This is a genomic window from Pseudomonadota bacterium (assembly GCA_016195085.1).
Taxonomy (GTDB): domain Bacteria; phylum Pseudomonadota; class Alphaproteobacteria; order SHVZ01; family SHVZ01; genus JACQAG01.
In genome coordinates, this window is record JACQAG010000072.1 from 30,469 (window position 1) to 48,509 (window position 18,041).

The following is an 18,041-nucleotide window of genomic DNA, read 5'->3' on the forward strand; positions in this document are numbered from 1 at the left end:
GTCCATGACCAAGCAAGCCATCTTCAGCGCCGCGGCGCTGGCGGCGACGGTCGCCCTGGCGCTGGCGGCCCCCTCTTTGGCGGCGGGGGCGGCGAAAACCGCCGCGCTCCGCGTCTCCGTCGACCGCATCGCCCGCACCAACGATCCGATCCCGGCGCAATACGCCTTCTGCGTGCCTTCGGCGCAAGGGCACACGGCGATGGGCGCCAACAAGAATCCGCGGATCCACTGGAGCAAGGGTCCGGCCGGAACCCAGTCCTACGCCATCATCGTCCACGACACCGACGTGCCCAGCAAGTTCGACGATGCCAACAAGGAAGGCCGGACCATCTCCAAGGATTTGAAGCGGATCGACTTCGTCCACATGGTGCTGGTCGACATTCCGGCGGCCATGACCGAGATCGCCGAGGGCAAGGACTCCGACAAGGTGACGCCCAAGGGCAAGCCGCCGGGCAAGACCGACCATGGGGTGCGCGGCGTCAACGACTACGGCAAGTTCATGTCCGGCGACATGGCCGGCGCCTATGGCGGCTATGACGGCCCGTGCCCGCCCTGGAACGACTCGATCCCGCACCACTACCACTTCGTCGTCTATGCGCTCGACGTTCCGAACTTGAACCTCTCCGGCAATTTCGGCGCGGCCGAGGTCAGGAAGGCGGTCAAGGGGCATGTACTGGGCCGCGGCAACTTCACCGCCGCCTACACCCAGAACCCGGACGTCGAGCTCATGGCGAAGAAGTAGCGGCGACGGATGTCGCGCCAAACATAACCACGGGACGCAAGGCCCTCACCCGCCTCGCTGGCGCTCGGCACCCTCTCCCGCATTGCGGGAGAGGGGGGACCTGCGCAAAGCGCGGGTGGGTGAGGGTTTTCGTGTGCCGCGAGCTGCCTGCGCGCTAGCCGACGCTCGGCAGCTTGATGCCCCGCCGGCGGCAGGCGGCCTTGAGGGTGTTGCTCAAGAGGCAGGCGATCGTCATCGGACCGGCGCCGCCGGGGACCGGGGTCAAATGGCCGGCCACGGTTCTCGCCTCGGCGAAGAGCACGTCGCCGACGAGGATCGGCTTGCCTTGACGCTCGACCCGGTTGATGCCGACATCGATGACGATGGCGCCGGGCTTGATCCAGCTGCCCCGCACCATCTCGGGGCGGCCGACCGCGGCGATGAGGATATCCGCGCGCCGGCACTCCTCGGGAAGATGCCGGGTGCGGGAATGGGCCATGGTGACCGTGCAGTGGCGTTGCAGGAGGAGCTGCGCCACCGGCTTGCCGACGAGATTGGAGCGGCCCAGCACCAGGGCCCGCAGGCCCTCGAGCGGGCGCCCGACCGTGTCGATGAGATGCATGCAGCCCTGTGGCGTGCAAGGGACCATGCCGTCGACGCCAAGCGCCAGGCGGCCGGCATTGACCACATGCAAGCCGTCGACGTCCTTGTCCGGGTCGATCGCATCCAGCACGGGGGCGGCTTCGAGCCCGGCCGGCAGCGGTAGCTGCACCAGGATGCCGTCGACCGCGGGATCGGCGTTGAGCTTCGCGACCAGCGCCAGCACCGCGGCCGCGCCGGCGCTTGCCGGCAGCTTGTGCTCGAAGGAGCGCATACCGGCGGCGACCGTGGCGCGCCGCTTGTTGCGAACATAGACCTGGCTTGCCGGATCCTTGCCGACCAGCACCACGGCAAGGCCGGGCTGGACGCCGTTCTCGTGGCCGAGACGGGCGACTGCGGCGGCGGTCTCCCGGTTCATCCGGTCGGCCAGCGCCTTGCCGTCGATGAGCATGGCTTCGCTCATGCCGCAGCCTGGAGGATGCGTTGCGCCAGGCTCTCCGCATCGCCCGAGATCCGGAGCGTCTTGGTGCGGTCGGAGGCGCCGCGCTCGAGCGCGATGGTCGATTTCGGCAGCCGCCAACGCTTGGCCAGGAGTTCGATGAGGGCTTGATTGGCTTGGCCTTCCGTCGGCGCCGCCGTCACCCACACCTTGAGCGCAGCCGCTCCCGCGGCATCGACGACGATGCCGCCGATGCGCGCCGCCGACGCCTTCGGCGTGAGGCGCACCGTCAACAACACACCGTCGGGAAGCAGACGAACCGGGCTCGGGGATGCCTTGCCGGCGGCTAGAGGTAGTTGACGCTGACCCAAATCACCAGCCGCTTCAGGAAATAGAGGCCCAGCAGGAGGACGATCGGCGAAATGTCGACGCCGCCGATCATCGGCACGTGACGGCGGATGGGCCTGAGGGCCGGCTCGGTCAGCCGGTAGAGGAACTCGCCGATGGTGTAGACGAGCCGGTTCGAGGTGTTGACGACGTTGAAGGCGACGAGCCAGCTCATGATCGCCGAGATGATGACGACCCAGGTATAGAGCTCCAGCACGACAAGGATGAGGTCGGAGACTGGATTGAGCATGGGCGTTGGCCGCGGACGCTTGTTTTCGTTGCCGGCACCCTAGCGATGCCACGGTGCCCGTGCAAGAAAATGCCGCGGCTTGACAGGCGCGCCGGGGCGCCCTTATACCCCCTCTGACAGCGGATGGGGCCGTAGCTCAGCTGGGAGAGCGTCGCGTTCGCAATGCGAAGGTCGGGAGTTCGATCCTCCTCGGCTCCACCAACCCCTCCGATTTCGCCGATTGTCGTCGGGCGAGCAGATGTCGCCCCGGGAGAGGACCTATCGCTCCGTCGGAAGCGGTTGTCGCTCTTGGGCCCCAATTCGCACGCGGAAGCTGGAACGGTCCGCCGGCGGCCGGGGCGTCCTCTTCATACGTGCGGGTGGCACGCGATTCGCTCTAAGAAACCGTCACCGCGCAACGCGTAAGGGTCGACAACGGCTACTTCAAGACCCAATTGGGAATGGCCGCAGCGACCGGCTCGAAGAACACCACCAAGAACAGCACGAGCACCTCGGCGATGATAAACGGCAGCACGAAGCGCACGGTCTGGTCGTAGGTCGTGCGGGCAATGGAGGTGGTGACGAACAATAGCGCCGCCACCGGCGGCGTGGTCGAGCCGATCTGGTTCGACATGACCATGATCAGGCCGAGCTGGAACGGATCGACGTTGAACGTCGAGCCGATATAGACCGCGACCGGCACGAATATGATCAGGATCGCCATCGATTCGACGAACATGGTCAAGATCAGCATCGCGACGGTGAGGACGACGAGGACGCCGGTCTTGGTGGTCGCCAAGCCGGTGATCAGCGCGATCGCGATCTCGTTGAATTGCAGGTAGGCGAGCAGCCAGCTGAATCCCCCCGCCATGGCGATGATGCCCGACACCATCGAGGTGACGGTCGCCGCATCGAGGAAGATCGCGGGAAGATCCCTGAAGTTCAGCTCGCGATAGACGTATTTGCTGACGAGGAACGCATAGAAGCAGGCGATCAGGCCCGCTTCGGTCGCCGTGAAGACGCCGGTGAGGATCCCGCCGACGATCACGCCGGGCGCCAGCAGCGCCGGCCAGACCTCGATCAAGGCACGCCAGACCTCGCACAGGTCGAAGTTGCCTCTGGTCGCGCGCAACTCCGAAAAACTCGGCAGAAATGTGTGTATCTTGACCGTGATCATGAGGAACAGGCCGACCAGAACGCCCGGCACGATGCCGCCGAGAAACAGTCCGCCGATCGAGACCTGCGCCATCGATCCATAGACCACCATGACCATGCTGGGTGGGATGATCGCGCCGATGGTGCCGGCGCAGGCGATGAGCGCTGCGGCGAATCCCGGCTTGTAGCCGGCCTCCTTCATGGTCGGGATCACCACCGATCCGATGGCGGAAGCGTCGGCGGTGGAAGAGCCCGAGACGCCGGCGAATACCATGCTGGAGACGATCGAGGCGTGGCAGAGGCCAGCTTGGAAATGCCCGACCAGCGTATGGGCGAAGCGCACGAGATGGCGGCTCAAGCCGCCATGCGACATCAGCGATCCGGCGAGTATGAAGAAGGGCAGCGCGAGCAGCGCATAGGTATCGAGCATGCCGAACATGCGCTGCGGAAACAGCGCACCGTTGACGCCCGGCAGCCAGAGCATGCCGGCCAAGCCGACCACGCCCATGCATAGGATGATGGGCACCCCGACGAAAATGAGCACGAGAATCGCCAGCAGCAGCACAAGCAGCATCATAGCGGAGCGTCCTGCGCCGGGGTCACGGCGATCGACCGAACGTGCCGATGCGCGACGAGCTTGCGCAAAGCGACGAGCGTCAGATAGGCACCGCCGACGATCATGCCGAGATAAATGTAGCTCATCGGAATTCCGAGAGACGGGCTCATCTGATAGGCGGCGACCCGCACGAGACGCATCGTGAAGAACGTGATGGAGAGGCCGAGCCACAGCCACATGACATCGACGAGGATCGCGATCGTCCGCCGAATGCCGGCCGGCATTCGTTCGAGCAGGATATTCATCAGGATATGAGCCCCGCGGTTGTAGGCGATCGGGATCGTGAGAAAGATCATCCAGACATGTCCGTAAATCTGGATCTCCTCGCTCCAGGCGAGCGGCATGTTGAGAACGAAGCGGCTGAATACCTGCATGCCGCCGACCACGACGATAAACATGAAGACCGCGACGACGCACCATTCGATCGAACGGTCGATCACGCGATTGATTGTCTCGATCACTCGAAAGCCCCCTGCAACCGCGCCTCGTTCCGGCGCCGTCGCGCTGTGAATGCGGTAAGGATCGCGGGCTCGATCGGGAAGGATTCCGTCGTCGGAGCCCTTCCCCGCGTCGGGCCGGCTCCTCTATTGGGCGAGGATCTGCTTCAGCAAATCCTCGGCATTGAGCTTCGCCGCCATCTCCTTTTGCACGTCGGCAGCTTTGGCGCGCGCCTCGCTCATGTCGGGACGCGTGACGATCATCCCGCGCTTCTGCAGGTCAGCGAGGCTCTCCGCGTCGCGGATCGGCGACATCGCCCGGGCAATGTCGGTCGCAAGCTTCGAGGCCTCCATGATGGTCGCCTGTTCCTTGGCGTCGAGCTTGCTCCATTCGGCGAGCGAGAATGCGACCACCGTCGGGTCGATCAAGTGTTGGGTCAGCGCGTAATATTTCGCGATTTCGTAGAACTTGAACGACAGGGTCGTCGATGCGGTGTGCTCGAAGCCATCGAGCACGCCGGTTTGCAGCGACGTATAGACCTCGCCGAAATTCATCGGCGTCGCCGAGGCGCCCATCGCATTCACCGCGCCGACGAAGACCGGCGTCGGAATGGTACGGATTTTGAGACCCTTGAGGTCCGCGACCGTCTTGATCTCCTTCTTCGCGGTCGCGACGTTTCGGTAACCCCACGAATAGAGATAGCCGACGACCTTGAATCCGACCGCTTCCATTTCTTTGGAAAGGTCCGCGCCGACCGGGCCGTCCAGCACACGCTGGACGTGATCGTAGCCCCGGAAGATGAAGGGCAGCCCGATCACGCCGCATTTCGCCTTGCAGAAATTGGCGAACTCGGCCATGCCGCCGATGTGCATGCTGGCGCCGGAACCGAGCTGCATCGCTTCGATCACCTGGCGCGATTGCCCAAGCCCGCTATTAGGGAACAGCCTGACATCGAGGGTCTGCGATCGGCTGTTCACGTAATTGGCGAAAACCCAGGAATACATCTGATGCTCGGTGCCGACGATGTCGTCGGCGCCAGCGTGATTCACGCGGATGATCTTCTTTTGAGCGAATGCGGCGCCGCCGGCAGTGCACAGGATCAAAGCAGCAGCGAATACGGCGAGAGCAAATCGCCGTAGGGTAGTCGATGCGAACGTCATGCCTTCCTCCCTTTACTTGGTCTCTTGATGCCGATTCGGCTGGGTCGTTTGCCGGTCCGATGAAAAGCTGAGTTCTTCCGCCCTTTCGAGTCGTTGTCATACCAATCGCAGGCGCGATCGACGTTTGCCGCGCGCTGCGTTTCGCCCACGGTCCCGGATGCTTTGCCGTCCTGCGCCGTCCCCGAAGACGGGCTCCAGATCGCGTGCCGTTCCGGCAAGCAGAATTCTCATCGCTTTCTCGGCGTCGTCGGGCGCGCGCTTGCGGATCGCTGCTGCAACCGCCAAATGTTCAGCCAGGGAGTTTTCGTAGGATTTGCGCGCGTTCGCGCTGGTCCGAAACAGCGTCAGCAATGCCGTGCGTATCGCGATCGCCAACCGGCTCAACAACATGTTGCCCGATGCACGCAAGATGGTCTCGTGAAAGACGAGGTCGTGCCGGCAGCAGGCCTCGACGTCATGCGGCAATGACTCGGCCATCCCTCGAAACGCGCGTTCGATCTCCAATATTTGCGCGGCACTCGCGCGCTGCGCGGCGAGACGCGCAGCGCCGGGTTCGAAGATCCCGCGCGCCTCGAGCAGCCCGATCAGAAATTCCTCGTCGGGCGGCGCCGCCGCCATCCAACGCAGAATATCCGCGTCAAGCATGTCCCACTGGCTCTTCGCGAGAACCGTCGTGCCCCGCCTCGCTCGAGACTCGATCAGACCTTTGCCGGCGAGCGCCTTGAGGCCCTCGCGCAGCGAGGCCCGACTCACAGAGAGCGTTCGTGCCAGATCTTCCTCGGTCGGAAGCCGATGGCCCGACGCATAGCTGCCGTCGACGATCATTTGCCCGAGCTTGTCGAGGACGCCCGCGGCCTTGCGCCGCTTGACATCGCTGTCGGCGCCGGGACCGGCGCGACGGAAACGCATGTCTCGAACGATCATGGCAAGTCCGGACTTGGCTTGCGGCAATTATCCAATCTATAATCGTAATTGTCAGACTATTTGTCAACGCCTTCCGGCCGGTCGAGCGACTGGACATCGAGCCTCCGCGAGCGCCGGGCGCGCGCAGCCCTGTCCGGAACTGCCGGTCGGGGTTAGTTCGTCACCGCCAGCCCGTCGATCCGCTTCCGGATCGCGCCGTGGGTTGGGCTCGCCGGATCGAGCTGGGCCAGGAGCTTCCGCCAGAGCTCGCCGGCGCGGGCCTTGTTGCCGGCTTCCGCCTCGGCCTCGCCCACGAAGAACAGTGCCTCGGGATTCTCCGGGGCCAAGCGCAGCACCCGGCGCATGGTGGAGACGAAGGCATCGGGCAGCGGGCCGGAAGTCTTGCCCGGCGGATAGATCGTGTGCGCGTAGTCGAGCAGCACGTCGATCCGATCCGGTGCGAGACGGATCGCCTCGGTGTGCGCTTCAAGCGCCTTCTCGCGCTCGCCCAGGACCGCGTAGGAGCGGGCGAGCCGGCGCCAGCCTTCGAGGTCGCCGGGCTCTTGCTTGAGGCGCTCCGCCAGACCATCGACCATGGCGCGGATCATCGCCCCGCGGGCGGCCGGATCGACGGGAACGCCGGCGCCGGTGCTGGCGGGGGCGGCGGCAGGATTCGCCTCCCGGAGCGAAGCACGGCGCTCTTCGAGGTCGATCCTGCCCGCGCGTGCAGTTTCCTCGAGCCGGGCTTTCAAGACCGGCAGCCAGAGCGCATCGGCGGGCGAGTCGAGCTCGAGGGCGAGCCAGGCATCGACTGCAAGTCCGGCGTCACCCTGCTGGGCCAAGGCGAGGCCGCGATAGAACCGCGCCCTGGGCTCGTCGGGATCGATCCGAAGCGCCTTATCGAAGGCCTCGCGCGCCGCGGGGATGACACTTCCATCATTGGCCTCGACCAGGGCCTCGCCATAAGCCGAGATCAGCTCCGGCTCCTCAGGAGCGAGCGCCACCGCCTTGCCGAAGGCGCGCGCCGCCTCCTTGGGCTTGCGGAGGGACATGAGCCCGCGGCCGAGCCGCGTCCATTCCGCGGCACTGCTGCTGCCGTCGATGAGACGCCGCTCCAGCTCGGCCACCAGAGACGCCGGATCCTGCCGCTCCTCGCTCGAGGCCGACGGCCGCGCGGACAGCGGTTGATCCGGCATGTCCGGCCAGCCGAGGCGAAGATAGAGAAGGATGGCAAGCCCCGGCATGAGCAAGGCGAGGAGCGAAGCGGTCGCCAGCCTGACGCGCCGGCTATCGTTCTTTGGCGCGGGCACGGCCGTGGCGGCTTCGCGGAGGATCCGGCGCTCGATCTCGAGCTTGGCGGCGGCGGCCTCGCCGTCGCCGAGACGGCCTGCCACCCGATCGCGCTCGAGCTCTGCCAGCTGATCCAGATAGACCGCGATCCCGTGGGCGCTGGCATTCGGCGCAGGTGTGCGGCCGCGAAGGAGCGGCCATCCCACGACCAGCACGACCAGGGCGGTCATCAGCGCGATCGCAAACCAGAAGATCACGGCACCGATGCTTTAGGAATGGGTTGACGTCACGGGGTCTTGCTCGGCTCTCGCCATTGCCCGCTCCGCTTCAGGGCCTCGGCCACTTCCGGCGGCATGTATTTCTCATCGTGCTTGGCCAGCACAGTCTGTGCATGGAATACGCCGTTTTTGAGGCTGCCTTCCGCCACCACGCCTTGGCCCTCGCGGAACAGATCGGGAAGAATTCCGGAATAGGTGACGGGAATGCCGCTGGCGCCGTCGGTCACGCGAAAATCGGTGGTGACGCCGTCGGCGCGCCGCTTCACGCTGTCCGGCTCGACCAGGCCGCCTAAGCGAAACCGCCGGTCCGGCGGTACCTGCTTCGCCATGGCTTCGCTGGGGCTGTAGAAGAACACCAGGCTGTCCTCGAAGGCGGTGAGCACCAGGGCCGTCGCCGAGCCCAAGAACGCCATTCCAATGATCAGCAGCAGCAGGCGACGCCGCTTACGCGTCATCGGTTCCTGCCTCGGCGGTGCCGCTGGGACGCCCGCGGCCGGGCGCTTCGAGCCGGACGAGCTCGGCGCGCCGACGCCGCACACGCCGCAGCGTATCGATGAGCAAGAGGACGAGCACCGCCGCGGTCACCCCGTAGGCCGGCCACACGAAGCCGGCATAGCCGCCCATGGCGAGGAATTGGCTGAACGTATTCATCTCCGACCACACATAGCGCGCACCCGTCTCAGCACCAAGCCTCCCTGGTGTCCCGCCCCTGAAATTCGTCCGCGAATTTCAGGGACAAGCCGGCCACTAATCTATCGAATCTAGTGTGATTCAGATTCCGAAGTTCGCCGACGAACTTCGGAATCATCACACTAGCTCCCAGGGATTCCAGCAGGCTGGGATTATCCCGGTACTTGTGCGAGCCTCATTTTACCATGTCCCGCGCCAACACCCGAATTCCCCATCTCGACGATGTGGTGCTGCAGGCTCTCGACCTGCATGCCTCCTATGTCATTCCGGCCATGAGGCTGCCGAAGGCGCGCCGCCGCCTGATCGTCGCCAGCGGCAATGCGCTGCCGACCGGGCGGATCCTGTTCGCCGAGGAGTGCGCTGTTTTCGCGAGCGAGAGCCAATACGGGCGGCTGCTGGAACGGGAGCCCGACATCGATCACGCTGTCGTGATCTCGGCCTCCGGCACCAAGCATGCGCCGAGGATCATCGGCGATCTCATCCGGCGCGGGCTCAAGCCCTACCTCATCACCTGCGAGCCGCACTCCCCGGCCGCGGCGCTCATCGATGCCGCATGCGTGCTGGCGACACGGAGCCTGCCCGAGCCGCTCACCTACAACACCTCCACATATCTCGGCATGATGCTGGCCAAGACCCGCGAGGAGCCAGCCGGCATCAAGCGATTCATCCTCGACGAGGTGGCGCCCCGTCTGCCGGATCTTGCACCCTACCGAGCCTTCTACCTCATGCTCCGCTCCCAGTTCGAGGTGCAGCAGCCGATGTTCGTGACCAAGTTCGACGAGCTCTTCGGCGGTCGCCTCGCCGGTCGCTGCTATACCGTCGATCAGACCATGCACGGCAAGACCGTCGTCTCTTGGGAGAAGGAACTGTTCATCGCATTTGGTTGCGAGAATGAGGATTTCGGCAACGCACGTCTCGCGGTCCCGTTGCCGCATGAGGCAGGTTTCGCGCAGATGATGGCGGTCGGCTACTACGTCATCGGGCGCATCCAGGCCTCGAAGCCGGCTTGGTTCAAGGAGCATGTCGCAAGCTACGCGCTGCAGCAGCAGCGTCTGTTCCAGAAGCGGGGCTAGCCGCGGGTCTCAAGGAGCCTGAGGGCGCGGATCCGGCGGGCGGCGATCGCTGCTTCCACGCGCAAGATGAGCAGGCTCGCGAACAAGGCGGTGAAGCCGACGGCCATGGCCAAGAGCGGCACCAGCATCGCCGTGTCGATCGCCGGCGCATCGAAGCGGGTGATCGAGGCCGGCTGGTGCAAGGTGTTCCACCAGTCGACCGAGAACTTGACGATGGGCACGTTGACCCAGCCGACCAGCGCCAGAATGGACGCGGCCTTGGCGCCGCGGCTGGGATCGTCGAAGGCATGCGCCAGCGCGATATATCCGAGATAGAGGAAGAACAGCACCAGGACCGAGGTGAGCCGCGCGTCCCACACCCACCAGGTGCCCCACATGGGCTGACCCCATAGCGCCCCGGTCACCAGGCAGATGAAGGTGAAGGCGGCGCCGATCGGTGCGGCGGCCTCGGCGACGAGCTCGGCCACCGGGTGCTTCCAGACGAGCGCCGTGGCGCTCGCCACCGCCATGGTGGTGTAGACGAACATCGCCATCCACGCGGACGGCACATGCACATACATGATGCGCACGGTCTCGCCCTGCTGATAGTCGGCGGGTGAGGCAAAGAGGCCGAGAGTGAGCCCGGCGGCGATCGCGACGGCGGCAATCGCGCTGGTCCATGGCAGCAAGGATCGCCCCAGGCGCTGGAACCGGGCAGGGTTGGCGAAGCGGTGCAGGGTCATCGTCATCGGCGAGGCTTATACCATGGGCCGCTCAAGCCAAGGCCTGGCGGAGGGCGGCCGCCATCGCCCAAGGTGTGAGCGGCAAGGCCGCCAGCAAGAGGGCGCCCAGCAGCAGAAGATGCGGCCGGGGAGAAAGTCCGGTCAGCGAGGCTTCGACCGCAGCGGCACCGAAGATCAGCACCGGGATCACCAGCGGCAGTACCAGGAGCGCCACTAGCACGCCGGCGCGTCTGGCGCCCAAGGTCAGCGCCGCGCCGATGCCGCCGATGAGGCTGATCGTCGGCGTGCCCAGCGCCATCGAGAGAACCAGGCTCGGGAAGCCGGAGGCCGGCATGTTGAGGAGGATCGCCAAGAGCGGTGTGGCCACGATGAGCGGCACGGAGGTGGCGATCCAGTGGGCGAGCACCTTCGCCAGCGCCACGGCGAAGAGCGGCAGCGGACCCATGAAGAGCGCATCCAAGGTGCCGTCCTCGTAATCGGCCTGGAACAGGCGGTCGAGGGACAGCATGGAGGCCAGCAAGGCCGCCACCCAGACCAGACCAGCGGCGATTCCAGCCAGGATCTCCGGCTCCGGACCGACGCCGAAGGGGAACAGCATCACCACCATGACCGAGAACAGGACCGCCATGGCCGCATCGGCACCCTGGCGGAAAGCGAGCTGCACGTCGCGGAGGAGAAGCGCCGTGAACGCCTTCATGGCCCGCCCGCACTTGGCCCTGGCGGCGGCCGGGAGGCGAGATCGAGGCGAAGGGCGCCGGGAAGGGCCAGGCCGCCATGGAGCGCTGCCGCCACCATGCCGCCGCCGTTTCGATGCCGGGCGAGGACCGCCTCGATGGCGGCGACCGAGGCCGCATCGAGGCCGTTGGTCGGCTCATCCAACAGCCAGAGCCGGGTGCCGCTGGCAAGGATGCGAGAGAGCGCCAGGCGGCGGCGCTGGCCTTGGGAGAGAAAGCGGGCGGGCATGTCGATGAGATGGCTGAGGCCGGTTGCATCGAGAGCTGCCGCCAGCGCCGAAGGATTCGCCTCCCGGCCTGCATAGGCGAGCCAGAACCGGAGATTCTCGCCGGCGGTGAAGGCGAGCTTCACCGCATCGAGATGACCGAGATAGGTCGTCAGCGCGCGGTGGGCGTCGGGATCGGCGTCGAGCCCGACCTCACCCCAGCCGAGCCAGCCCGTCTCGGGCGGGACCAACCCCGCCATCAGCCTGAGCAGGCTCGATTTGCCGCTGCCATTGGCGCCGGAGACGACGAGCGCCTGACCGGGCTCGAGACGGAAGCTCAAGCCGGAGAAGACCAGCCGCTCGCCGCGCACGCAGGCGAGATCGCGGCCGATGAAGGCAAGCGGGTTATCCTCGGCATGCCTCAGCAAGAACGGGGGATCCGAAAAAGCCGAGCCGCGCGTCCGACAATCGGCGGACCGGCGGCTCCGGGAGGAGAGCGGCGCGGCGCCGGGGGAGGGGGGGGCGGCGCCGCGCGCTCAAGAGCCGAGATGGCTGAGCCACCTCTCTCATGGCGACACTTAACCAAGCGAGCTGGGCGGAACGAAGGCAGGATTTGCCGCATTTGCCTCATTCGAGGGGCTGCCGGCGGCTCAGTCGAGCTTGCGCACGTCGTCGATCACCTTGCCGTCATTGGCCAAGCTGCCGGGCACGACCAGCATGACCTCGCCCTTGAGCTTGCACACGGCTTCAATCGACTGGGAAATCGCCGCCGCGAGGTCGGAATCCGGCTGGGCGCACTCGCAATGCAGCGTCATCACATCCGCCTGCTGCAGGCGATCCACCACCAGCCGCGCCTTGGTGATATTTGGGTGACGCCGGAGGAGCTCGGCGACCTGGGCCGGATGCACGAACATGCCTTTGACCTTGGTCGTCTGGTCGGCGCGGCCCATCCAGCCTTTGATGCGGCGGTTGGTGCGCCCGCAGGGGCTTTGGCCGGCAAGAAAGGCGGAGAGGTCGCCGGTGGCGAAGCGGATAAGCGGATAGTCCGGGTTGAGGGTGGTGACGACGATCTCGCCGACTTCGCCTTCGGCCACAGGATCGCCGGTGCCGGGCCTGACGATCTCGACGATCAGCCATTCATCGAGGATCATGCCCTCGCGCGCCGGGCTCTCATAGGCGACGAGACCGAGATCGGCGGTGCCATAGAGCTGGAGCACGCTGATGCCGTGTCCGGCGAGTTGGCCGCGCAAGCTCGCCGGCAGCGCCTCGCCGCCGACCACCGCCTTCTTCAGGCTGGAGATGTCGGCACCCATCTCCTTCGCCTTGTCGACGATCACCCTGAGAAAGGACGGCGTGCCGGCATAGACCGCGGGCCTGAGATCGGCGATCGCCTTCACCTGCAATTCGGTGTTGCCGACGCCGCCGGGAAACACCGGGCAGCCCAAGGCCTCGGCGCCGGTCTCGATCATCATGCCGGCCGGCGTGAAGTGATAGGCGAAGCAGTTGTGCACGAGCTCGCCCTCGCGCACGCCTGCGGCGTAGAGCGCCCGCGCCATCCGCCAATAGTCCGGCCCGCGCCCCTCGGCGTCGTAGATCGGTCCGGGCGAGGCGTAGATGCGGGCCAGCTCCTTGACCGGGGTGGCATTCAAGCCGCCGAAGGGCAGCGCCTGGCGTTGCCGTTCGATGAGCTCGCTCTTGCGGATGACCGGCAGACGCGCCAGCGCCGCGTAGGAGGTGATGTCGCTGGGGGTAACATCGCGGAGCAACTTTGCGACGCCCTCGGCCTTTTCCTTGGCAAGCCGGATCTGCTGCGGCAGCAAGTCGAACAGCCGCCGCTCGCGCAGCGCCGGGTCATGCGTCTCCAACTCGTCGAAATAGTCGCCGGAAGCGCCGACCATCACGCGAGCCAGCGCTTGCGCCGCTTGTAGTGCTTGACGTCACGGTAGCTCTTGCGGCCGCTTCCCGAGAGGCCGAGGTAGAATTCCTTCACATCCTCGTTCTGGCTGAGCTGGCGCGCCTGGCCATCCATGACCACGCGGCCGTTCTCGAGGATGTAGCCGTGATGAGCGTAGCGGAGAGCGATGTTGGTGTTCTGCTCGGCCAAGAGGAACGTCACCCTCTCTTGCTCGTTCAGCCGGCGCACGATCTCGAAGATCTCCTCGACCAGCTGCGGAGCCAAGCCCATGGACGGCTCATCCAAGAGGATCGTGCTCGGACTTGCCATGAGCGCGCGGCCGATGGCGCACATCTGCTGCTCGCCGCCCGAGGTGTAGCCCGCCTGCGCGCCGCGGCGCTCCTTGAGGCGCGGGAAATAGGCATAGACCTTCTCGAGATCGGCCTGGATCGGCGCCTTGCCGTCCGCCCGCGTGAAGGCGCCGGTCAGCAGGTTCTCCTCGACCGTCAGGTGGCCGAAGCAGTGGCGGCCTTCCATCACCTGGATGACGCCGCGCTTGACCACCTCGTTCGGGCTCAAGCGGTCGACCCGTTCGCCCTTGTATTCGATGCTGCCCTTGGTCACCTCGCCGCGCTCGGCGCGGAGCAGGTTGGAGATGGCCTTCAAGGTCGTGGTCTTGCCGGCGCCGTTGGCGCCCAGCAAGGCGACGATGCCGCCCGCGGGAACGGCGAGCGACACGCCCTTCAGCACCAGGATCACATGGTTGTAGATGACCTCGATGTTGTTGACGGCGAGCACGGAGGACGGAGCTGTCATCGCTGCCGCTGTCTAAAACGGTGGCCGGCGACCGCAGCCCCCACCCTAACCCTCCCCCGCCGAAAACGGCGGAGGAGGGAACCGAAGGACGCCGAAGTCAAACTCCCTCCCCCGCGAACGCGGGGGAGGGGCGGGGTGGGGGCAGTCACGAGGTGATTGTCCTAGCCGGCAATACGTCCTCTCAGCCCGGCTTGGAGCAGTCGCGGGCGGCGATGCTCTTTTCCTGGGCGTATTTCGCCGCCGCGGTCTCGACGAACGGGCGGAGCAGCTTGTCGTCCGCGGTGATCCAGTCGGAGATGAACTTCCAGCCCTTGCCGTCCCATTGCTGGATGCGGGCGCGGCTGCCGCCCTCATGGTCGAGGCAGCTGACCTTGAGCGGCGCCAAGAGGCCTTCGAAGCCCATCTGATTGATACGCTCGGGCGTGAGGTTCAGGTTCTCGATGCCCCAGCGCACCTGCTCGCCGGTCAAGGGTTTCTTGCCGAAGCGCTCCTGGGCGACCCGGATGCCCTCGATGCCGAGAGCGACGGAGACGAGGCCGCGGTTGTAAAGTACCTGGCCCACCTCCTCGCGCTTGGCGGCACCCTTGCCCTTGTCATAGAGGTGCTTCAGCACGTCGCGGACCACGCCGTAGCTGGTGCCGGTCGCGTGCAAGGCGAGTGAGTTGTAGCCGTTGGCGCCGGCTTCGGCCGGCACCACGTCGGGCTCGGCGCCGGACCACCACACGCCGTACATGCGGTTGCGCGGGAAGTTGACGGCTGCCGCCTCCTTGATCGAGGTCGAGTTCATCACGCCCCAGCCCCAGAGGAAGACGTAGTCGGGCCGGCCCTGGCGGATCTGCAGCCAGGTCGCCTTCTGCTCGACGCCGGGTGCCGTCACCGGCAGCGCCTCGAAGACATAGCCATGGCGCTTGGCCAGCTCCTGCAGGATCGGGATCGGCTCCTTGCCGTAGGGCGAGTCGTGGAAGACCAGCGTGATCTTCTTGCCCTTGAGCTTGTCGTAGCCGCCAAGCGTATTGGCGAGATGGTGGACCAGGATGTCGGCGGCCGACCAATAGGTGCCCAAGAGCGGGAACACCCAGGGGAAGATCCGCCCGTCGGCGGCCTCGGAGCGGCCATAGCCGACGCTCATGACCGGGATCTTGTCGGTGGGCGCCTTCTCGATGAGTGCGAAGGTGATGCCGGTCGACAAGGGATGGATGAAGGCAGCACCGGTCGGGCCTTTGCCCTTCAGGCGATCGAAGCATTCGACGCCGCGGTCGGTGGCGTATCCGGTCTCGCACTCCTCGACCACGAGCTTGACGCCGTTCACGCCGCCATCGCGCTCGTTGATCATGTTGATGTAGTCGACGAAGCCATTGGCGAATGGCGCGCCGTTGGGCGCATAAGGCCCGGTGCGGTAGACCAGCGCCGGAATGAATTGCTCATTCTGCGCCGCTGCCGGGCCGACGAGCCCAGTCAGGCCGACGGCGGCGCCGAGCGCGGCCAAGGCGAGTGTTCTGGTGAAGCGCATCGTCCCTCTCCCTAATCGTTGATCTTTGCTTGCCAGGTGCGACGGAACCCCCATGAAACCTTAGCACAAGTATCCGTGGAGGGGAGCTAGCGGGGGCGGACTTTGGGGTCGGGGCCGCGAAGAGCGGACCGACGGGAGGATCACCCCCTCCCCGACCCTCCCCGGGATCGCGCCCGCACCTGCCGGGTTCAGTGAGGGAACGGCCACAGGCGCAGCTTCTCCTTGGCGATCGCCCACAGCCGCGCCAGCCCCCTGGGCTCGGTGATGAGGAAGAAGATGATCAGCGATCCGAAGATCATGTTTTCGAGGTTGGAGATCATCGCCGTCGACAACGGGATGCCGAAGGCGGTCGGCAGCTGATTCAGGACCAGCGGCACGACGAGGATGAAGCCGGCGCCGAGGAAACAACCGAGGATCGAGCCGAGGCCGCCGATGATCACCATGAACAGGAGCGAGAAGGAGCGGTTGATGTCGAAGGCCGCCGGCTCCCAGGAGCCCAGATGGACGAATGCCCACAAGGCGCCGGCGACGCCGACGAAGAAGGAGCTGACTGCAAAGGCGCTGAGCTTCGCCTGCAGCGGCCGGATGCCGATGATCTCCGCGGCGATGTCCATGTCGCGGATCGCCATCCAGGAGCGGCCGATGCGCCCCCGCGTCAGATTCTTCGCCAGCGCCGCCATGACCACCACGATCGCGAGGGTGAGGAGATAGCGCCCGGACGGCGTGGTGATGCGGAATCCCAGGATCTCCAGCGGGGGTGCCGCCAGCGAACCCGAGGGCGTGTAGTTGGTGAACCAGCGAATGCGGCTGAAGGACCAATCGAGGAAGAACTGCGCGGCCAAGGTCGCGACCGCCAGATAGAAACCCTTGATCCGGAGGCTGGGCACGCCGAAGAACATGCCGACGGCGGCCGCGGTCAGGCCGGCCAGCACGAAGCAGACGAGAAGGTCGAGTCCCGGCACGCGGATCGCGAAGTTGTAAGCCGCATAGGCGCCCACCGCCATTAAGCCGCCGGTGCCAAGCGAGATCTGGCCGCAATATCCCACCAGGATGTTGAGACCGATCGCCGCCAAGGAGAGGATGAGGAACGGGATCAGGATCGAGGTGAGCAGATAGTCCGTGCTGAGGAGCGGCACCGCAAAGAAGGCCACGACCAGCACCAGGGCCAGCGCCAGGCGATCCTGGAGGATCGGGAACACCGCCTGGTCGGCGGCGTAGCTGGTCTTGAACTGTCCGGCCTCGCGATAGAGCATCCGCTCACACTCTTTCTATGATCCGTTCGCCGAACAGCCCCTGGGGCCTGACCAGGAGGAACAGCAGCGCCACCACATAGGCGAACCAGCTTTCGATGCCGCCGCCGACCAAGGGCCCGATGAAGACTTCGGAGAGCTTCTCGCCGGTGCCGATGATGAGGCCGCCGATGATGGCGCCGGGGACCGAAGTGAAGCCGCCGAGGATCAGCACCGGCAGCGCTTTCAGGGCCACCAGCGCGATCGAGAACTGCACGCCCAGCTTCGAGCCCCAGACCATGCCGGCGACCAGCGCCACGAAGCCGGCGACCGCCCACACGATGATCCAGATCTGGTTCAAGGGGATGCCGATCGACTGGGCGGCCTGGTGGTCGTCGGCCACGGCGCGGAGCGCGCGGCCGATCCGCGTCTTCTGGAAGAAAGTGGCGAGCACCAGCACCAGCACGCCGGCGACCACGGCGGCGAAGATGTCGAACTCGTTCACCAGGATCCCGCCTTCGAACAGCGACTCCAGGATGAAGATCGGATCCTTGGGCACGCCGAAATCGAGGATGTAGATGTCGCTGCCCCAGATCGCTTGGCCGAAGCCGTCCAAGAAGAAGCTGAGCCCGATCGTCGCCATGAACAGGATGATGCCCTCCTGGTTCACCAGGGGCCTCAAGATCAGGCGCTCGACGGCGAAGGCGAGCCCCACCATGATGGCGCAGGCAAGCATCAGGGCAAGCGCGAAAGGCATGATTTCCGCCAGCCTGACCAGCGACAAGGCGGCGAACAGCACCATGGCGCCCTGGGCGAAGTTGAACACCCCCGAGGCCTTGAAAATGAGCACGAAGCCGAGCGCCACCAGGGAGTAGAGCACGCCCGCGAGCAACCCGCCGATCGCCACCTCGAAGAAGAATCCCATGGGCGCTAGTACCTGAGCTTCCGCCG

Annotated in this window: 20 protein-coding genes and 1 tRNA gene; 3 read left to right on the top strand and 18 right to left on the bottom strand. The window is 65.8% G+C overall.

The window, feature by feature from the left end; translation table 11 throughout:
- Nucleotides 1-4 precede the first annotated feature (4 nt).
- The gene (locus HY058_19870) at nt 5-742 is read left to right on the top strand and encodes a YbhB/YbcL family Raf kinase inhibitor-like protein (protein ID MBI3499559.1); all 738 of its coding nucleotides are present in this window, start codon (nt 5-7) and stop codon (nt 740-742) included.
- 154 nt (nt 743-896) lie between these two features.
- Here HY058_19870 and folD read toward each other — a convergent pair whose 3' ends face one another.
- The 3 genes from folD to HY058_19885 are packed head-to-tail and all read right to left on the bottom strand — an operon-like array spanning nt 897 to nt 2,397.
- A complete protein-coding gene (gene folD, locus HY058_19875; GenBank protein ID MBI3499560.1) occupies nt 897-1,784 on the bottom strand; it encodes a bifunctional methylenetetrahydrofolate dehydrogenase/methenyltetrahydrofolate cyclohydrolase FolD in 888 nt (295 codons plus the stop codon).
- Nucleotides 1,781-2,074 carry a DUF167 domain-containing protein gene (locus tag HY058_19880; GenBank protein MBI3499561.1) on the bottom strand — a complete coding sequence of 98 codons (294 nt, stop codon included), beginning with the start codon at nt 2,072-2,074 and terminating at the stop codon, nt 1,781-1,783. The genes folD and HY058_19880 overlap by 4 nt, the downstream gene beginning before the upstream one ends.
- A gap of 32 nt (nt 2,075-2,106) precedes the next feature.
- Nucleotides 2,107-2,397 (bottom strand): YggT family protein, encoded by a 291-nt coding sequence (locus HY058_19885; protein MBI3499562.1) that lies wholly within the window; start codon nt 2,395-2,397, stop codon nt 2,107-2,109.
- Nucleotides 2,398-2,522: 125 nt separating this feature from the next.
- Between HY058_19885 and HY058_19890 the strand changes: the two genes are divergently transcribed.
- Nucleotides 2,523-2,598: transfer RNA gene (locus HY058_19890), tRNA-Ala, on the top strand.
- 217 nt (nt 2,599-2,815) lie between these two features.
- Here the strand turns inward: HY058_19890 and HY058_19895 are convergent.
- The 7 genes from HY058_19895 to ccmD all read right to left on the bottom strand — a co-directional run bounded on the left by HY058_19895 (nt 2,816) and on the right by ccmD (nt 8,867).
- The gene (locus HY058_19895; protein ID MBI3499563.1) at nt 2,816-4,108 is read right to left on the bottom strand and encodes a TRAP transporter large permease; all 1,293 of its coding nucleotides are present in this window, start codon (nt 4,106-4,108) and stop codon (nt 2,816-2,818) included.
- A complete protein-coding gene (locus HY058_19900; protein ID MBI3499564.1) occupies nt 4,105-4,608 on the bottom strand; it encodes a TRAP transporter small permease in 504 nt (167 codons plus the stop codon). Before HY058_19900 ends, HY058_19895 begins: the two co-directional genes overlap by 4 nt.
- Nucleotides 4,609-4,731: 123 nt before the next feature.
- Nucleotides 4,732-5,634, bottom strand: coding sequence for a TRAP transporter substrate-binding protein (locus HY058_19905; GenBank protein MBI3499565.1), 903 nt, complete (start codon nt 5,632-5,634; stop codon nt 4,732-4,734).
- A 207-nt stretch (nt 5,635-5,841) separates the two neighbouring features.
- Nucleotides 5,842-6,696 carry a FadR family transcriptional regulator gene (locus tag HY058_19910; GenBank protein ID MBI3499566.1) on the bottom strand — a complete coding sequence of 285 codons (855 nt, stop codon included), beginning with the start codon at nt 6,694-6,696 and terminating at the stop codon, nt 5,842-5,844.
- A gap of 125 nt (nt 6,697-6,821) precedes the next feature.
- Nucleotides 6,822-8,195 carry a c-type cytochrome biogenesis protein CcmI gene (gene ccmI, locus HY058_19915; GenBank protein ID MBI3499567.1) on the bottom strand — a complete coding sequence of 458 codons (1,374 nt, stop codon included), beginning with the start codon at nt 8,193-8,195 and terminating at the stop codon, nt 6,822-6,824.
- 29 nt (nt 8,196-8,224) lie between these two features.
- Nucleotides 8,225-8,671: a cytochrome c maturation protein CcmE gene (gene ccmE, locus HY058_19920; GenBank protein MBI3499568.1), complete on the bottom strand. Its 447-nt coding sequence runs from the start codon at nt 8,669-8,671 to the stop codon at nt 8,225-8,227.
- Nucleotides 8,661-8,867, bottom strand: a complete 207-nt coding sequence (ccmD, locus tag HY058_19925) for a heme exporter protein CcmD (protein MBI3499569.1) — start codon at nt 8,865-8,867, stop codon at nt 8,661-8,663. The genes ccmE and ccmD overlap by 11 nt, the downstream gene beginning before the upstream one ends.
- 224 nt (nt 8,868-9,091) lie before the next feature.
- On the opposite strand from ccmD, the gene HY058_19930 reads away from it, so the two are divergent.
- Nucleotides 9,092-9,979 (top strand): hypothetical protein, encoded by an 888-nt coding sequence (locus HY058_19930; GenBank protein MBI3499570.1) that lies wholly within the window; start codon nt 9,092-9,094, stop codon nt 9,977-9,979.
- On the opposite strand, the gene HY058_19935 is transcribed toward HY058_19930, so the two are convergent.
- The 8 genes from HY058_19935 to HY058_19970 form a co-directional block, all read right to left on the bottom strand.
- Nucleotides 9,976-10,695, bottom strand: coding sequence for a heme ABC transporter permease (locus tag HY058_19935; GenBank protein ID MBI3499571.1), 720 nt, complete (start codon nt 10,693-10,695; stop codon nt 9,976-9,978). The two genes, HY058_19930 and HY058_19935, sit on opposite strands and share 4 nt — an antisense overlap.
- 37 nt (nt 10,696-10,732) lie before the next feature.
- Complete coding sequence (ccmB, locus tag HY058_19940; protein MBI3499572.1) at nt 10,733-11,398, bottom strand: heme exporter protein CcmB; 666 nt, start codon at nt 11,396-11,398, stop codon at nt 10,733-10,735.
- A complete protein-coding gene (gene ccmA, locus HY058_19945) occupies nt 11,395-12,033 on the bottom strand; it encodes a heme ABC exporter ATP-binding protein CcmA (GenBank protein ID MBI3499573.1) in 639 nt (212 codons plus the stop codon). Before ccmA ends, ccmB begins: the two co-directional genes overlap by 4 nt.
- Before the next feature lie 258 nt (nt 12,034-12,291).
- Nucleotides 12,292-13,539, bottom strand: coding sequence for an AMP-binding protein (locus HY058_19950; GenBank protein ID MBI3499574.1), 1,248 nt, complete (start codon nt 13,537-13,539; stop codon nt 12,292-12,294).
- Nucleotides 13,539-14,351, bottom strand: a complete 813-nt coding sequence (locus HY058_19955; protein MBI3499575.1) for an ABC transporter ATP-binding protein — start codon at nt 14,349-14,351, stop codon at nt 13,539-13,541. The genes HY058_19950 and HY058_19955 overlap by 1 nt, the downstream gene beginning before the upstream one ends.
- A 181-nt stretch (nt 14,352-14,532) precedes the next feature.
- Complete coding sequence (locus HY058_19960; protein MBI3499576.1) at nt 14,533-15,861, bottom strand: ABC transporter substrate-binding protein; 1,329 nt, start codon at nt 15,859-15,861, stop codon at nt 14,533-14,535.
- A gap of 188 nt (nt 15,862-16,049) precedes the next feature.
- Complete coding sequence (locus HY058_19965; GenBank protein ID MBI3499577.1) at nt 16,050-17,114, bottom strand: branched-chain amino acid ABC transporter permease; 1,065 nt, start codon at nt 17,112-17,114, stop codon at nt 16,050-16,052.
- 4 nt (nt 17,115-17,118) lie between these two features.
- Nucleotides 17,119-18,015, bottom strand: coding sequence for a branched-chain amino acid ABC transporter permease (locus HY058_19970; GenBank protein MBI3499578.1), 897 nt, complete (start codon nt 18,013-18,015; stop codon nt 17,119-17,121).
- Nucleotides 18,016-18,041 lie beyond the last annotated feature (26 nt).

Excerpts from the sequence above, each read along its gene's own strand:
- HY058_19970 (MBI3499578.1), bottom strand. The coding sequence starts at position 18,015 with ATGGGATTCTTCTTCGAGGTGGCGATCGGCGGGTTGCTCGCGGGCGTG.
- ccmB (MBI3499572.1), bottom strand. The coding sequence starts at position 11,398 with ATGAAGGCGTTCACGGCGCTTCTCCTCCGCGACGTGCAGCTCGCTTTC.
- HY058_19950 (MBI3499574.1), bottom strand. The coding sequence starts at position 13,539 with ATGGTCGGCGCTTCCGGCGACTATTTCGACGAGTTGGAGACGCATGAC.
- HY058_19960 (MBI3499576.1), bottom strand. The coding sequence starts at position 15,861 with ATGCGCTTCACCAGAACACTCGCCTTGGCCGCGCTCGGCGCCGCCGTC.
- HY058_19955 (MBI3499575.1), bottom strand. The coding sequence starts at position 14,351 with ATGACAGCTCCGTCCTCCGTGCTCGCCGTCAACAACATCGAGGTCATC.
- HY058_19870 (MBI3499559.1), top strand. The coding sequence starts at position 5 with ATGACCAAGCAAGCCATCTTCAGCGCCGCGGCGCTGGCGGCGACGGTC.
- HY058_19895 (MBI3499563.1), bottom strand. The coding sequence starts at position 4,108 with ATGATGCTGCTTGTGCTGCTGCTGGCGATTCTCGTGCTCATTTTCGTC.
- HY058_19965 (MBI3499577.1), bottom strand. The coding sequence starts at position 17,114 with ATGCTCTATCGCGAGGCCGGACAGTTCAAGACCAGCTACGCCGCCGAC.
- folD (MBI3499560.1), bottom strand. The coding sequence starts at position 1,784 with ATGAGCGAAGCCATGCTCATCGACGGCAAGGCGCTGGCCGACCGGATG.
- HY058_19930 (MBI3499570.1), top strand. The coding sequence starts at position 9,092 with ATGTCCCGCGCCAACACCCGAATTCCCCATCTCGACGATGTGGTGCTG.
- ccmD (MBI3499569.1), bottom strand. The coding sequence starts at position 8,867 with ATGAATACGTTCAGCCAATTCCTCGCCATGGGCGGCTATGCCGGCTTC.
- HY058_19885 (MBI3499562.1), bottom strand. The coding sequence starts at position 2,397 with ATGCTCAATCCAGTCTCCGACCTCATCCTTGTCGTGCTGGAGCTCTAT.
- ccmE (MBI3499568.1), bottom strand. The coding sequence starts at position 8,671 with ATGACGCGTAAGCGGCGTCGCCTGCTGCTGCTGATCATTGGAATGGCG.